We start from the raw sequence: 14,871 nt of genomic DNA on the forward strand, positions 1-14,871 counted from the left end.
TTTGTATGGGCCCATGGCTCGATAGCGTAACCGGCTGGTTAGCCGCTAACCCGCAATGGCTGGCCGCCGCGGTGTTTGTTGTGGCTTTGGTTGAATGCCTGGCGATTGCCGGGTTGATCGTGCCCGGCACAGTGTTGCTGTTCGCCGTCGCGGTTCTCGCGGGCAGTGGCGCGTTGTCGTTGAGTGAAACCCTGGTACTGGGGTTTCTCGGCGGGATCCTCGGCGATCTGATCTCGTACTTCGTTGGAAGACACTTCCACCAGAACATCCGGCGTTTGCCGGGGCTGCGCCATCATCCGGAATGGATGGCCGGCGCCGAGTCGTATTTCCAGCGCTACGGTATCGCCAGTCTGCTGGTCGGACGCTTCATCGGGCCGCTGCGACCGATGCTGCCAATGGTCGCCGGCATGTGCGACATGCCGTTCCCGCGTTTCGCCGCCGTCAGCCTGTTGGCTGCCGCTGGCTGGAGTCTGGCGTACCTGCTGCCGGGCTGGGCCACCGGGGCGGCGTTCCGTCTGCCGCTGCCGGAAGGTTTCTGGCTGGAGGCCGGGATTGTCGCCGGCAGCATTGCGGCAATGGTTGGCTTGAGCGTCAATAGCAGCCTGCGTCGCCATCGCCGCGCGACGGTGTGGATCAGCAGCATGAGCCTGTTGATCCTGATCGGCCTGTTCATCGGCTATCCGTATCTGAATGCGCTCGATCAGGGCGTCATGACTCTGGTGCAGGAACACCGCAGCTCATGGCTGGACGAAGTGGCCGTCACCCTCACCCTGATCGGTGAATTCCGCAACATGCTGCTGTTCAGCGCCTTGTTCACTGTGCTGCTGCTGGTGTGCCGCCAGTGGCGCCAGGCGATTTTCGTCGGCGGTACCTTGCTGGTCACCGCGCTGGCCAACACGGGTACCAAGGTGTTTTTCGCCCGTGTACGCCCGGAAGTGCTGACCGATCCGCTGACCAGCTACAGCATGCCCAGCGGTCACGCGTCCGGCGCGTTCGCGCTGTTTCTGACCCTCGCCGTACTGGCCGGGCGCGGACAACCGCCGCGCATGCGCCTGACCTGGCTGCTGATCGCCTGCATGCCGGCGCTGGCGATCGCCCTGTCGCGGGTGTACCTGGGCGCGCACTGGCCGACCGATGTACTGGCCGGCACGATGCTCGCCGCTTGCGTGTGCGCCGCCGGCCTGTGGCTCAGCCAGCGACAGACGCCGCTCGGCGCCATGCCGCAGAGAGTCTGGTGGCTGGTGCTGCCGGCGATGGTCGCTTTGTTCGGCTTCTTTGTATTGCGGCATTTGCCACATACATTGCTGCGCTACGCCTACTAGGCCGCGGAAGTCAGCGCTGGCGGGATGGTTTTCAAGATGAACGACACAGGCTCGGGATTGTAGGCATTGTGCTTGGTGTCGTTCGGATTCCTGTCGAGAAAATACTTCAGGCCTTCCCTGGTTTCATGTTGAAACAAGCGGATTTTCTTCTCGACACTGACCAATCCCACTGAAGCCGGATTGGACGGCAAGTCGTCCAGCGTTTTGAGTTTTCCGGCATAGGTTTGCAGTTCGAAGTAACTGCTGGAGTTTTTTTCCACCAGAAGATGTCGGGTGTTTTGATCAAGCCGCAGAGTCCAATTGAAGTAGCGACCGGCGGTTTTGACCTTGAGTGTGTAACGCTCCTGACTCTCCGGAGAAAACTCAATCAATAGCGGTTCAACATCGTCGTGATCCGCCAGTGTCACAATTCGCGAGCTGATTTCATCATTCAGCGAAATCTCGGCACTTAGTCGTTGCCCTGTGGTGATCCGCGAGTGCTTTAAACGCTGCTCCATAACCTGGTAATTGAGTACCAACGGAAGTCCACCCACAAACAAATGCCCTGTGAACGTAATGTTTTTATCATCAGACATATAAGAACTCTCTTGTTTATCAAACAACCAGATCAAAGTTAAGACGCAGCTTTACTTGCCAGTGGTCGAAGGCGGCAGATCCGGCATATTCCTGACCCGCTTGCGCTTGCGCCGTTCAAGCACCATCGTATCAGCGTAAAACCCTGCGGCCTTGATAACAATGTCGGTGTTCAGATCAACACCGGCATGCTTGAAAATATACTTGCCGGCAATATCATCCCAAAATGCCCATTCATCTTCGTAAATCGTCATTGTGTTCTCCTTGATGATCAAACCCGCTTCCTGCGAGCTGGACTTACGCTAGATGAAAAACCACCGACAGACCACTTCGAACACAATACAAAAAACAACAATACAATCAGCAAAACATTAACCACGGAAACTTGCAGCTCTTCATGGCAGATTAAATCGATATATCACCACCGAGCATTTATCTTGGCCAAGCCCTTTTTTACTGTAAGCACTGAAACTATTCCTACAGCACCAATAACTATTTCCGACATTAACAGTGAAACTGTTTCACCGACTGCCGCAGTTGGCAACGCTGCGGGTAAGTCACCCGACCTGCGAGATCTGGACAAATTGTTCGGGCCTCTGCGATTTGGCGAACTGACCGTGAGCCGCCAGGAACTTCAGGCACTTGGAGCACGCATCAACGGAGAGGCCATTACAGCGGCCAGCACATACTTCTCCGAGCCCGACCTGGCATTTACTGACGGTCTGGAACTCGACTCGGCGCAGGTCGAGCAACGAATCAAATCCGTCGATGCACAGGATCGCCAACGGGTCCCGGAACTACTCTATGAAATCGTCACGCTGCGCTCTGCCGATGCGCCGCCGCTGCTGCGCGAAATACCCGCTGGCGCGTCTGTCGAGCCCATGCAGAAAATCGCCAAGCTGCTGACCGCGACCCAACGCCTGGATATCCACAGAAGCCCGCTGCCCGACCACTTGCCGAGCTGGGTGGACAAGGTCAAGAGCCGCGGCATGACCAGCATGGGCGCGGGGTTGCAGGCCTACGGCTTGTACAGTGCCTACATCGGCACGATTGACGCGCTGAAGAAAGGCGATACAGCCGAAGCACTGATAAATATCGGCGGCGGCGTGGCGGAAATCGGCTCGCTGGGCGTGGAATATGCGCTGACCAAAACTGGCGAGCAGATGCTGCGCCAGGGCGCGCAGAGCTTCGAGCAATTCGGCAAGACCAGCATGGGCAAATGGCTGGCGCGCGGCGCAGGGCTGATCGCCAGTGTGCTGACGCTGCCGTTCGACATATATACCGCGATCAAATCCTTCAGCGACGCGGCCAAGGCCGAGGGCAAAGCGGCCCAGGATCTGTATGTCACCGGCGGCTTGAGCGTGTTCAGCGCCGGGCTTTCGCTGATGCTCGGCGCCGCGGCGCTGATGGGCTTCCAGGCCGCTGGCCCGGTGGGCCTGGCGGCTGCGGCGATCCTGATTGTCGGCGCACGCATCTATGGCGCCGCGCGGGTGGTCGATGACATGGACGACTACATCGAACTGACCATCAACGAACGCTGGCGCGCCGGCTGGTTCGCATTTTGGGGTGTGGATCAGGATGCGGCTGTGATGGATCGTTTCACCGTCGCCAAGACGTATAGCGACTACGACAAAGCGCTCAAAAGCAAAAGCCTCGGCTGGCTGAAAAACGAACTCAAAGACAGTGTTGACGCTGTGGTCAACGGGCATTTCGAAGTGCGCCTGCAACCGACACGCGTCTACAAGCACCAGTGGGACGAAACCAAGGGCGAGTCGGCCTACAAGACGGTCAACTCGCCGGTCATCCACGAGACCGACGATATTTACGATGCCCGCAACGGCCTGCCATCTGGCAGCTCCAACATCATTACCGTACAAGCTGATCCGGCCAAAGGCGTGCTGTGGAATCTGGGGGGCGGCAATGATCAAGTCAGCGGCGTGCGCGACAAGCCGAATCATTTCAATTACGGCGCCGGTGAAAAACGCCTGAGCGGCGGCGACAAGGATGACTCTTTTCTCTTTCAATCGGCAGCCGCAGCACTGACGTCAGCGCCGGATCAAGTCAGCCACCTGAGTGGTGGTGACGGTACTGATCTGTTGTGGCTGCAAGGCAAGCATGTCCGCCAGGATCACATTCCCGGCACCGCGCCCTACACCGGTTATGACATTGACTTGAACACCGGCAAGCTCGGCTTGCGCACTGCCGATGCGAACGCCGAACCGCAACCGCACTCAACCTTCGACGGCATCGAGAGAGTCGAAACCCTGGCGGGCGCGGCCAATCGGGTGACCGGTTCGGACCGGGCAGACATGATTACCGCCAATGGCCAGGACCGCATCAGTGCCGGCGCTGGCGACGATCAGGTGTCGATCCGTGGCAGCCACGTCATCGTTGACGGCGGCAGCGGTGTCGACACCTATCACATCGACCCGCTGAGCCTTGAAGTGTCGATCACCGATGATGATCAGGAGCAAAGCACCGTGTACCTCGGCGTGCCGCTCGAGGCCATCCAGCGCTGGTGCATTCGCGATGATGCGCTGGTAATCGAAACTCTACGCGACGATGACCCGCAGTCATCCGGGCGCACGCTGACCATCGAAGCGGTGTACCAGACGATCAACGGCAAACGCTCGCTGCGCAACGATAAATGGCTGTTCGTCACGCAGGACGGTTATCACCTGCAACCGGACTGGCCCGCACAAACAGTCGACCTGAGCGAACAAGTACTGAACGCCGTGGTGATCAAGGCAGGTGTCGGCACACCGTCCCCGTTCGTGTTGCACGACCGGGTGCAGACAGTCTCGGCAAGTGCGCAGTCTTTCTATTACGTGTCCCGCGACAGCCATCACCCGACGTTGCGAGCGAGCGAGCAGATTGCCCGCAGCACACTGTATGTCGACTTCGACAGTAGCGAGATCGACGAGGTCAGGGCCGTCTATATCGTGCACTCAGCGCGCCATGGCGCTTTCACGACGCTGAGTCATCAAGGCGTGCATTTCACGCTCACCTTCAAGAAAGGCGGACTGCTTTCGCTGTACGGCGGGGTGCGCGAACATCCTGGCAAGAAAACCGACATGGGCGCCGGGATTCTCGCGTCCCCGTGGCAGATCAGTCATCACTTCATCCTGGTGATGCGCGATGGCGTGTCTTACTACCTCGATGTCCCGCAGAACAACTATCGCGACGACGCGCAAAAACCTGGCTACACCGTGATTCAAAGTCGCGGCTCGCTGCGTGAGCGCGCCGGGAAATACACCTTCGTCAGACCTGCGGTGGAAAAACGTACGCTGAAACAAACAGCGCAGCGCATCGACTTCAAATTGGCCCCGCACAGTGCCTCCTACGCATTGGAAGGCCGCTCGGGACGCTACGAAATCCATCCGGCGAGCAACATGTCCATCAGCCTCTCGACAGCGACGGCCGATGCTGGCACGTCCGGCTCTTCGAGCTGGGACATCTACACGCAACACCTTCAGGAGCCGATCGATCGCAGCAAATTAGCCATCAGCAACAACCTGTTGAAGATCGGCAGCATTCACATCCACTTGCCCGACAGCAGCGATCCTTCGCTGCCACTCGAAAGTGTCGATGTCATCGTTTCCGGTGGACATCGTTACCGGATCAATGCGTTGTTCGAAGTCATCGCTCTGTATGCAGTCAACGCATCGGCATGCGCATCGCCCCAGGCGATCGTCGCGTTGATCGAGGAACACAAGAACCGGGATGAACTCGAGAGTGGCGCAATCCACGTTCAGAACATTCAACTGGCGGACTTGGCCCCAGGCAAAATCCTTTACAACGCCGACATCGGCCGCTGGCAGATCGACAGCGATCCGGCACGCCTGATAAGCGTCGAGCACCTGAGCATTCAGCAATTGTCCCCAGCCAAAGAGCCGGCACTCGCTTGATTGGTTTTTCACTCACTTCTGCAATCGTCAAGGAATGACACCATGCGCCCCAAACCACCTGCGTCGCCCAACATCCCGAAAGTCAATTCGCCGACGCTTGATACGGGATCCAACCGGTTCCGGCCAGACGCCGATCTGCCTGTGCTGCACCAGACGCCATTGGCTGGCACGAGTCGGCCCGCAGTCAACGTGGATGCGACGAACAGTGTTCGTACCCATGCTGGCGCCGACGTACCGAGAGTCGAAATTTCCGACCTGCCTGGCGTCGTGCCTGAACCGCACAACGGACTGAGCAGCTACCTGCTGAATGCCGCGCTGCTGCGCAATATGCAAACCGCCGACGCTGACGGCTTTCGTTTTGTCGTTGGGCGCAGATTCGTCGACGTCAAAGATTCCGGTACCGTGCACGTCGAGTTCGATGCGGGGCTTGGCGCCTATCGGGCCACCGACCTGTACAAAAAACTGCCACCTGGCCCCGCACTGTTCAGAAACCAGAGCGAAGCCACCTGGAGCCCGGTTCGTCAGATCGAGTCGGCTAACTCGTTAAAACGCCCAGGCACTGCGGGCGATGAAGGCGCAATACAGGTACCGGCCAAGCAGTTGCATATAGCGTCACTCTCCGCGCACGAAGCGACCAGGCAACTGCTCGGCGACTCACTGCTTGCAATGTATCCACTCATGACGCATGGCCAACGCGTCGAGCTGCTGCGCTCCTACAATCTTTCGCCGGGGCAGCACGTGCAACTGCACAACGACTTGATGGCCAATCCGAAAGTGATGCCGGAGTGGGCCGAGCAGCATCGACTGCGATCCCTGGACGCGAACGATCCGACCCGCTTTGATCGACTCCACGAGGAAATACAGCCGCTGCTCCTGCCCGTAAGGAACGGCACAATGCACAGCGACCTGGTGGATTTCGACAAAAGTGTCAGTCGCGAATATCTTGACGGGTTTCTGGCCAGACTGGGTTATTTGCGCAACGCCAGCGACTGCCTGTACCGCACCGACATCCCCGGTTTGTTCCGGGCCGACGAGCGCACGCCCTTCGAGTTGTATAACGACGCCCGAATGTTGCCGCGCCTGAAACACCCGCGCGGCGCGACCACCGAGAAGCCGATCAGCGCAACGGTCAGCCACAAGCTGGTCAAGAGGTACAGCGGCAGAGGCTCCGAAGCGCCCAACCCGGAATACCTGCGCTACAACAGTCAGAGGAACAAGTTTCCCGGCAGAAAACCGGGCGATTCCGATACTGACTCTGGCCGTTCGGATAATGAATGGTCGGACGCATCAGACGTGGATCTGGACTCGGAGCGCAATTACGAAACCATCCGCCACGATCAGCAGTTCGTGTTCTCTTACATCATCGATACACGAAGAATGGAGGTGGTCCTCAACGAGGAAAACCATCTGCTCAATCTGTCGGCGCTGGAAAAGAGTGCGTGGTTTCCCGAGGACGAACTGGAGGCGCTGATTTCGGCGTCGAAAGCGGGCATTTCATCAGAGCGGCTGTGGCTAATGGACTCGACCTTCACGCGCGCAGCCAAGGTCGACGACGTTGCCGCAGAAGGCCAGAGCAGCTACATCGGCAATGATATCGAGGCGCGTACCCACAGTGGAATTTCCAACCAGCACGAATATGACGACCTGATCGATGCTGTCGCCAAGGCAGGCAAGCCGATATTGCACCTGCCAGCGGGCAAGGACTGGTTCGCCAACGATATCGTCTGGCCCGAATAACCAGTCGCTAAGCGAAGAGTTCGCCCTGCAGCTCATCGAGCAACGCCTGGATCGCATCCAGGCGTTGCTGCGGATCATCGAGTTGCAACAGGTCGATCTTGTCTTCTTCGGCGAACGGCAGCAGATAGGCCAATTGATTGGCCAGCGATTGCTGGCCGAGCGCTTCGATGCCCATGTTCAGCGCTTCGACCATCGGGTGTTCGGCCAAGGCCTTGAGCAGTGCCACCAGATCGGCGTCTTCATCCTGCAACGGCTGTTCGGGCTCATCGTCCAGCCACTCGACGTCGGCGACGATCAATTGATCGCGCTGCACTTCAGTGCGCAACACCGTGAAGCGCCGGCCGCCCTGCACGCGAATGCCGAGCAGGCCGTTGTCCTGCTGCTGGAAATCGGTGATCCGCGCTTCGCAGCCGACCATCGCGAAACCTTCCGGCGCAGCGCCGACCTCGTGACCTTCGAGGATGCACACCACGCCAAATCCGCCGCCCTGCTTCATGCAGCGGCCGATCATGTCGAGGTAGCGCGCTTCGAAGATCTGCAAATCCAGATTGCAGCCGGGAAACAGCACTGTGTTCAGCGGAAAAAGCGCCAGGCTCATAGACATTTCCTTACACCACCATCGACACCGCCAACGGCAGGAATACCGCCGTGGCCACGCCCATCAGACTCATCGCCAGCGCCGCGAAGGCGCCGCACTCATCACTCTCCTGCATCGCCACCGCCGTGCCGACCGCATGCGCGGTCATGCCCAGCGCCATGCCGCGTGCTTCCGGGCTGTGCACGCCGAGACGGTTCAACAGCGCCGGGCCGAAGATCGCGCCGATCACCCCGGTGATCAACACAAACACTGCCGCCAGCGCCGCCACGCCGCCAATCTGCTCGGCCACCAGCATGGCAATCGGTGAAGTCACCGATTTCGGCGCCATGGTCATCAAGATCATGTGATCAGCACCGAACCACCAACCGAGCGCCACGCCCAAACCCGTGGCAACCACCCCGCCTATCACCAGCGTAGTAAAAATCGGCCAGAACAATTGACGGATGCGTCGCAGATTCAGATAAAGCGGCACCGCCAGCGCCACCGTCGCCGGACCGAGCAGAATACTCAGGATCTCGGTGCTCTTGCGGTACTCGGCATAGGTGATGCCGCACGCCGTCAGCACGCCGATCAGCACCAACATCGAGACCAGCACCGGTTGCAGAAAGATCCAGCGGGTTTTCTCGAATGCCGCCAGCACCATCTGATAGGCACCGAGGGTGATGCCGATGCCGAACAGCGGATGGTGAATCACCGACGTCCAGGCGCCGTGCCAGTCGAACAGCATCAGGATTCCTCCACCGGCGGCGCGTGACGTTTGACCAGGCGCTGCATCAGCACCCCGGCGAAAGCCATCGACAGCAGCAGCGACAACACCAGCGCGCCGACAATCGCCCAGAAATCCGCAGCAATCGCCGTGGCGTAAACCATCACGCCAACCGCTGGCGGCACCAGCAGCAATGGCAGATAACGCAGCAGACTGCTGGCCGCCAGGCTCACCGGCTCGCCGACTTCACCGCGGATGATCAGGAACCCCAGTAGCAGCAACAGGCCGATGATCGGCCCCGGCAGCACCGGCAACAGCAAATGATTGAGCGCCGTGCCGAGCAATTGGAACAGCACCAGCATGGTCAGGCCACGTAGCAACATCCGACATCTCCTACAAAAAACGCCCGGCATTATAAGCACGCCTGCGCTATGGATCGGCATTCGCCAAAAGCATGGTCGGTTGACCGGAGCAAATCGCCATGATGATCTACAGTGGTTCGCAGGGCGGTCAAATCCCCCACCAGAAAAACTATAAAACGATGAACCCAAGGAGAGTCTCAATGCCCTATGTTCCAGTTGCAGAGCTCAAAGATTATGTCGGCAAGGAACTCGGACGTTCCGAATGGCTCACCATCGATCAGGAGCGCATCAACCTGTTCGCCGAAGCCACCGGGGATTATCAGTTCATCCACGTCGACCCGGTCAAAGCCGCGCAAACGCCATTTGGCAGCACCATCGCTCACGGTTTCCTGTCGTTGTCGCTGATGCCCAAACTGATGGAAGACATCCTGATCCTGCCTGAAGGCGTGAAAATGGTAGTCAACTACGGTCTGGACAGCGTGCGCTTCATCCAGCCAGTCAAGGTCAATTCCAAAGTGCGGCTCAAGGTCGACATGGTTGAAGTGACCGAGAAAAAACCCGGCCAATGGCTGCTCAAAGCCACCGCCACGCTGGAGATAGAAGGCTCGGACAAACCGGCATACATCGCCGAACCGCTGTCGCTCTGCTTCGTTTAAGCCTCCGGATGCGAACCGGCGCACGCTGTTTCGCATCCCCTCCTCGTTCCCGGCTGTATAAGGTCACATAGCTGCGGCATACTCCGTCGCTTACTTGCCCGGATCCCGCTATGCGCTCACTTGCCGCTCTTGTTCCGCTTGCCTTGACCCTGATGCTCACCGCTTGCGGCGACGGCGAATCGCTGTTGCCCCCGGACGCGCGCCTGCCCGACGGCGGGCGTTATCGCGGTGAACTGGTCGACGGCTTGCTGCACGGTCAGGGCCGCATCGACTACCCGAACGGCAGTTGGTACGCCGGGCAATTCGATAAGGGCCAGTGGCACGGCCAGGGTGAATGGCATGGCAGCAACGGCGAGGTTTATCGCGGGCAGTTCCAGCAGGGGCTGTTCAACGGTCAAGGCAGCCTGACCACCAGTTCCAGCAGTTACACCGGCGGCTTCAAGCTCGGCCGTCGCGATGGCGAAGGCACCCTCAAAGAAAACGCCATGACTTACCGGGGTGAGTTCAAGGCAGATCAATATTCCGGGCTCGGTCGCCTCGAACTGGATGACGGCAGTTCTTATCAAGGCCAGTTCGCCCACGGCAAACCCAACGGCGAAGGCCAGCGCGGGGATGCCAGCGGTAATACCTTCAGCGGACATTTCGTCAACGGTCAGCTGGAAGGCAACGGCACGTTCAACAGTGCCGACGGCGACATCTACGTCGGCGGCTTCAAGAACAATCAGCTGCACGGCAAGGGCCGCTACGAAAACGCTGACGGCGATGTCTGGCTCGGTCAGTTCAAGGAAGGCGCACTGACCGGCAAGGGCGAGCTGATCGGCGCCGACGGCAGTCACTATGTCGGTTCATTCAGTGACTGGCGCTTCAGCGGTCAGGGCCGCTTGAACCTGGCCGACGGCAGCTTCTATATCGGCCAGTTCGACAACGACAGCTATTCGGGACGCGGCACTTTGGTGCTGACCGACGGCAGCGTGTTAAGCGGCACCTGGGTCAATGGTCAGCGCGTGCGCGATGCCGATGGCAAGTTGCTGCCCGACTCACTCGAACTTGGATTGCTCGCACAGGGCCGCTTGCTCGACGACGCGCTGGCCGCTGTGCCGGCCTCGACTCCGGCTGTCGAGTTGTACACCCTGACCCTCGGAGGCGATGGCAAGCAAAGCGTCTTTCTGCGCGAATCCGACTTCGTCTCGAACATGCTCGCCACGCGCTTCGGCGCCTACGGTCAGATTCGTCTGGTCAACCATCGCGACCACCTCGGCGACCGGCCGATGGCCACCCGCGAAAACCTGCGCCGTGCCGCGCAGACGCTGGCCGAGCGCAGCGGCCCGGAAGATTTGCTGTTCATCTACCTGACCAGCCACGGCACCGCCGAGCACGAACTGGTACTCGATCAGCCGCGCATGGAACTGGCCGATCTGCCCGCCGACGAACTCGCCGCCGTGCTCGCGCCACTGAAAAACCGCGACAAAGTGATCGTGATTTCCTCGTGCTACTCCGGCGGTTTCATCCCGGCGCTCAAAGACGAACGCACGCTGATCATGACCGCCTCGCGTGCCGACCGAGTGTCGTTCGGTTGCTCGGAAGAAGCTAACTTCACCTACTTCGGTGACGCGTTGTTCGCGCAGGCGCTGAACCAGACCGACGATCTGGAGCAAGCCTTCAAACTGGCCAAAGCCACCGTCGCCGAGCGCGAACTGGCGGACAGCTTCGAAGCCTCGGAGCCGCAGATCTGGGCGCCGAAAACCGTGCTTTCGCACTGGCAACTGCTGCGCAAACAGCAGGCGCGAAAAGCATTGCAGAGTGCTTCGTTGAACGACGGAGTGCCAAAGAGCAACTAAGCTGAACAGTATCAAGGGAGAAACACTATGTACTTGACGCCTCAGCATGTATTGCTTGCCGGAGCCACCGGTTTGACCGGTGAACATCTACTCGACCGCTTGCTCAACGAGCCAACGATCACGCGTGTTCTCGCCCCTTCACGCCGGCCACTGGCCGAGCATCCACATCTGGAAAACCCGGTCGGTGATCCGCAGGTGTTTCTGCCGCAACTGGCCGGTCGCGTCGACATCGCGTATTGCTGCCTCGGCACCACGATCAAACAGGCCGGCTCGGAAGAAGCGTTCCGTGCAGTGGACCTGGACATGGTCGTGGCATTCGCCAAGCGCGCACGGGAAATGGGTGCGCGGCATTTGATCGTGATCAGTGCCCTGGGGGCGGATCGCCGATCCTCGATCTTCTATAACCGGGTCAAAGGCGAGATGGAATACGCATTGCGCGCGCAGGATTGGCCGCAACTGACCATTTGCCGGCCTTCGTTGTTGCTTGGTGAACGTACCGAGCCGCGTCTGGGCGAGCAGCTGGCTGCGCCGTTTTCGAAATTGATTCCGGGCAAATATCGCGGGATTGAAGCGTGTCAGCTGGCGCGGGCGATGTGGCGGCTGGCGCTGGAAGAGCAGGATGGGGTGCGCGTGGTTGAATCGGATGAACTGAGGAAACTCGGCAAGTAATCTTCGACCGCTATCGCCAGCAGGCTGGCTCCCACAGGGTTTTGTGTTGCCCACCCATTTTGGGGTCACTGAGGATCACTGTGGGAGCCAGCCTGCTGGCGATGGAGTGCAAAGCACTCCCCTACAATCCGCCAGTCGCCTGAAACCCCACGCCTAAAACGGTGAGCAGCGACAACGGCAGGAGCAGCGTATCCAGCAAAGCACTCGCCGGCAGATCCACCCCCGGATAACTCGGCGCCTCAGCCCCGAAGCGATCCATCGCACAACACCCGCCATTCATCGCATACAAATCCAGGCGAGTCCCGGCGTACACCACCGGCGCACCCGGTTTGGCTGCGTCCAGCGTGCGCGCCGTGGCGCATCCCGTCAGTTGCAGCGCCAACACTAAAACCAACCATTTATTCATTGCTGTTCAGGTGATGCTCGCCCCAGCGCGGCAGCATGTCCTGAGGGATGCCCAGCAGATTGAGAATCCGCGCCACGACGAAATCGATCAGGTCATCGATGGTCTGCGGCTGGTGATAGAAGCCCGGTGAGGCCGGCAGGATGGTCACGCCCATATTCGAGAGCTTGAGCATGTGCTCCAGATGAATGCTCGAATACGGCGCTTCACGCGGCACCAGAATCAACTGGCGGCGCTCTTTGAGCGTCACATCCGCTGCGCGCTCGATCAGATTGTTGCAGGCACCAGTGGCAATCGCCGACAGCGTGCCGGTCGAACACGGCACCACCACCATCGCCGCCGGCGCACCGGAGCCAGAAGCCACCGGCGACATCCAGTCCTCTTTGCCATACACACGAATCTGCCCGGCAGCCGCGCCGGTGTATTCGCTGAGGAACGCCTGCATCATCTGCGGCTTGGGTGGCAGCGAAACGTCGGTCTCGGTAGCCATCACCAACTGCGCAGCCTTGGAAATGAGGAAATGCACCTCCCGATCTTCACGCACCAGACAATCGAGCAGGCGCAAACCGTACTGCGCGCCGGACGCGCCGGTCATCGCCAGCGTAATGCGTTCCGGGCCGTTGCTCATTTCAGCGCCTCGGCGAGTTTGCCGTGCAGGCCGCCGAAGCCGCCGTTGCTCATGATCACCACGTGGGTGCCGGGCTGGGCCTGGCTCTTCACGCGCTCGATGATGCCTTCCAGCGAATCGCTGACAATCGATGGCACGGTGCACAAAGCGGCGGTGCCCGCCAGATCCCAACCGAGGTTGGCCGGGGCGTACCAGATCACCTGATCGGCATCGACCACGCTGTCCGGCAGACCGTCGCGGTGCGCGCCGAGCTTCATCGAGTTGGAACGCGGCTCGATGATCGCAATCAACGGCGCATCGCCGATGCGTTTGCGCAAGCCATCAAGGGTGGTGGCAATCGCGGTGGGGTGGTGAGCGAAGTCGTCATAGATGGTGATGCCGCGCACTTCGGCAACTTTCTCCATCCGACGTTTGACGTTCTTGAACACGCTCAACCCGGCGATGCCCATTGAAGGCACCACACCGACATGACGTGCAGCGGCCAGCGCGGCCAAGGCGTTGGCGACGTTGTGCAGACCGGTCAATTCCCACTCGACCGTGCCTTGGGACACGCCTTCAAACATCACTTCGAATGCCGAGCCGTCGTCTTTGTGCAACTTGACTTGCCACTGACCGCCGACACCGGTGGTCTGCACCGGGGTCCAGCAACCCATTTCGATCACGCGCTGCAACGCAGGCTCGGTGGTCGGATGAATCACCAGACCTTCGCTCGGAATCGTCCGTACCAAATGGTGGAACTGACGCTCGATGGCCGGCAGATCGGGGAAGATGTCGGCGTGATCGAACTCAAGGTTGTTGAGGATCGCGGTGCGCGGACGGTAGTGAACAAACTTCGAACGCTTGTCGAAGAACGCACTGTCGTATTCGTCAGCTTCGATCACGAAGAACGGCGTACCGCCCAGACGCGCCGACACCGAGAAGTTCTGCGGCACGCCGCCGATCAGGAAACCCGGGCTCATGCCGGCGTGTTCCAGCACCCAGGCGAGCATGCTGCTGGTGGTGGTTTTGCCATGCGTACCGGCAACCGCCAGCACCCAGCGACCTTGCAGCACATGATCGGCCAGCCACTGCGGGCCGGAGACGTACGGCAGGCCTTTGTTCAGCACATACTCCACCGCCGGGTTGCCGCGGGACATGGCGTTGCCGATCACTACCAGATCCGGCGCGGGATCAAGCTGCGCCGGGTCGTAACCCTGCGTCAGCTGAATGCCTTGGGCTTCGAGCTGCGTGCTCATCGGCGGATAAACGTTGGCATCGGAGCCGGTCACGTGATGGCCCAGCTCTTTGGCCAGAACCGCCATCGAGCCCATGAAAGTCCCGCAGATACCCAGAATATGAATGTGCATAGTCGACCTCGTAAAACATCGCCGCAGGTTAGCGCAGGGAGGGGGAAATGGCACTCTTTAGGTGATTGAGGGTGGTGGTCTGAATTTGTGTCCGGCTTGATATGGCGGCCCCTCACCCCAGCCCT

At 59.8% G+C, this 14,871-nt stretch carries 14 protein-coding genes; 6 read left to right on the forward strand and 8 right to left on the reverse strand.

Going from position 1 to position 14,871, the window contains the following annotated elements:
• Positions 1-5 precede the first annotated feature (5 nt).
• On the forward strand, positions 6-1,322 hold the full coding sequence (locus tag ACP7BN_RS13410; RefSeq protein ID WP_420648538.1) for a bifunctional DedA family/phosphatase PAP2 family protein: 1,317 nt from the start codon (positions 6-8) through the stop codon (positions 1,320-1,322).
• Here ACP7BN_RS13410 and ACP7BN_RS13415 read toward each other — a convergent pair.
• Together ACP7BN_RS13415 and ACP7BN_RS13420 are read right to left on the reverse strand one after the other, a co-directional pair.
• Complete coding sequence (locus ACP7BN_RS13415; protein WP_426204690.1) at positions 1,319-1,897, reverse strand: hypothetical protein; 579 nt, start codon at positions 1,895-1,897, stop codon at positions 1,319-1,321. The genes ACP7BN_RS13410 and ACP7BN_RS13415 overlap by 4 nt on opposite strands.
• Positions 1,898-1,948: 51 nt before the next feature.
• Positions 1,949-2,149 (reverse strand): hypothetical protein, encoded by a 201-nt coding sequence (locus tag ACP7BN_RS13420; RefSeq protein ID WP_426204692.1) that lies wholly within the window; start codon positions 2,147-2,149, stop codon positions 1,949-1,951.
• A 363-nt stretch (positions 2,150-2,512) separates the two neighbouring features.
• Between ACP7BN_RS13420 and ACP7BN_RS13425 the strand changes: the two genes are divergently transcribed.
• Positions 2,513-5,803 carry a calcium-binding protein gene (locus ACP7BN_RS13425; RefSeq protein WP_426204694.1) on the forward strand — a complete coding sequence of 1,097 codons (3,291 nt, stop codon included), beginning with the start codon at positions 2,513-2,515 and terminating at the stop codon, positions 5,801-5,803.
• Positions 5,804-5,845: 42 nt separating this feature from the next.
• Positions 5,846-7,540 carry a hypothetical protein gene (locus ACP7BN_RS13430; RefSeq protein WP_426204696.1) on the forward strand — a complete coding sequence of 565 codons (1,695 nt, stop codon included), beginning with the start codon at positions 5,846-5,848 and terminating at the stop codon, positions 7,538-7,540.
• A 7-nt stretch (positions 7,541-7,547) separates the two neighbouring features.
• On the opposite strand, the gene ACP7BN_RS13435 is transcribed toward ACP7BN_RS13430, so the two are convergent.
• Genes ACP7BN_RS13435 through ACP7BN_RS13445 form a run of 3 tightly spaced genes read right to left on the reverse strand, consistent with a single transcriptional unit; the run spans position 7,548 to position 9,227 of the window.
• Complete coding sequence (locus ACP7BN_RS13435; protein WP_420648543.1) at positions 7,548-8,138, reverse strand: LON peptidase substrate-binding domain-containing protein; 591 nt, start codon at positions 8,136-8,138, stop codon at positions 7,548-7,550.
• A 10-nt stretch (positions 8,139-8,148) separates the two neighbouring features.
• Positions 8,149-8,865 carry an LrgB family protein gene (locus ACP7BN_RS13440; RefSeq protein WP_426204698.1) on the reverse strand — a complete coding sequence of 239 codons (717 nt, stop codon included), beginning with the start codon at positions 8,863-8,865 and terminating at the stop codon, positions 8,149-8,151.
• The gene (locus ACP7BN_RS13445) at positions 8,865-9,227 is read right to left on the reverse strand and encodes a CidA/LrgA family protein (RefSeq protein ID WP_420648545.1); all 363 of its coding nucleotides are present in this window, start codon (positions 9,225-9,227) and stop codon (positions 8,865-8,867) included. The genes ACP7BN_RS13440 and ACP7BN_RS13445 overlap by 1 nt, the downstream gene beginning before the upstream one ends.
• Positions 9,228-9,406: 179 nt before the next feature.
• On the opposite strand from ACP7BN_RS13445, the gene ACP7BN_RS13450 reads away from it, so the two are divergent.
• The 3 genes from ACP7BN_RS13450 to ACP7BN_RS13460 all read left to right on the forward strand — a co-directional run bounded on the left by ACP7BN_RS13450 (position 9,407) and on the right by ACP7BN_RS13460 (position 12,369).
• A complete protein-coding gene (locus ACP7BN_RS13450; RefSeq protein ID WP_420648546.1) occupies positions 9,407-9,862 on the forward strand; it encodes a MaoC family dehydratase in 456 nt (151 codons plus the stop codon).
• A gap of 110 nt (positions 9,863-9,972) precedes the next feature.
• Entirely contained in the window at positions 9,973-11,700 is a 1,728-nt protein-coding gene (locus tag ACP7BN_RS13455) for a C13 family peptidase (protein ID WP_426204701.1), read from the forward strand.
• 27 nt (positions 11,701-11,727) lie between these two features.
• Positions 11,728-12,369 (forward strand): oxidoreductase, encoded by a 642-nt coding sequence (locus ACP7BN_RS13460; protein WP_420648548.1) that lies wholly within the window; start codon positions 11,728-11,730, stop codon positions 12,367-12,369.
• Positions 12,370-12,490: 121 nt separating this feature from the next.
• On the opposite strand, the gene ACP7BN_RS13465 is transcribed toward ACP7BN_RS13460, so the two are convergent.
• From ACP7BN_RS13465 to mpl, 3 genes are read right to left on the reverse strand one after another with little or no spacing between them, the layout of a single operon-like run.
• The gene (locus ACP7BN_RS13465) at positions 12,491-12,775 is read right to left on the reverse strand and encodes a YceK/YidQ family lipoprotein (protein ID WP_426204703.1); all 285 of its coding nucleotides are present in this window, start codon (positions 12,773-12,775) and stop codon (positions 12,491-12,493) included.
• Complete coding sequence (gene ubiX, locus ACP7BN_RS13470; protein ID WP_420648550.1) at positions 12,768-13,400, reverse strand: flavin prenyltransferase UbiX; 633 nt, start codon at positions 13,398-13,400, stop codon at positions 12,768-12,770. The genes ACP7BN_RS13465 and ubiX overlap by 8 nt, the downstream gene beginning before the upstream one ends.
• Positions 13,397-14,746 (reverse strand): UDP-N-acetylmuramate:L-alanyl-gamma-D-glutamyl-meso-diaminopimelate ligase, encoded by a 1,350-nt coding sequence (gene mpl, locus ACP7BN_RS13475; protein WP_426204705.1) that lies wholly within the window; start codon positions 14,744-14,746, stop codon positions 13,397-13,399. The genes ubiX and mpl overlap by 4 nt, the downstream gene beginning before the upstream one ends.
• Positions 14,747-14,871 lie beyond the last annotated feature (125 nt).

The organism is Pseudomonas sp. TWP3-1 (assembly GCF_049896625.1).
Taxonomy (GTDB): domain Bacteria; phylum Pseudomonadota; class Gammaproteobacteria; order Pseudomonadales; family Pseudomonadaceae; genus Aquipseudomonas.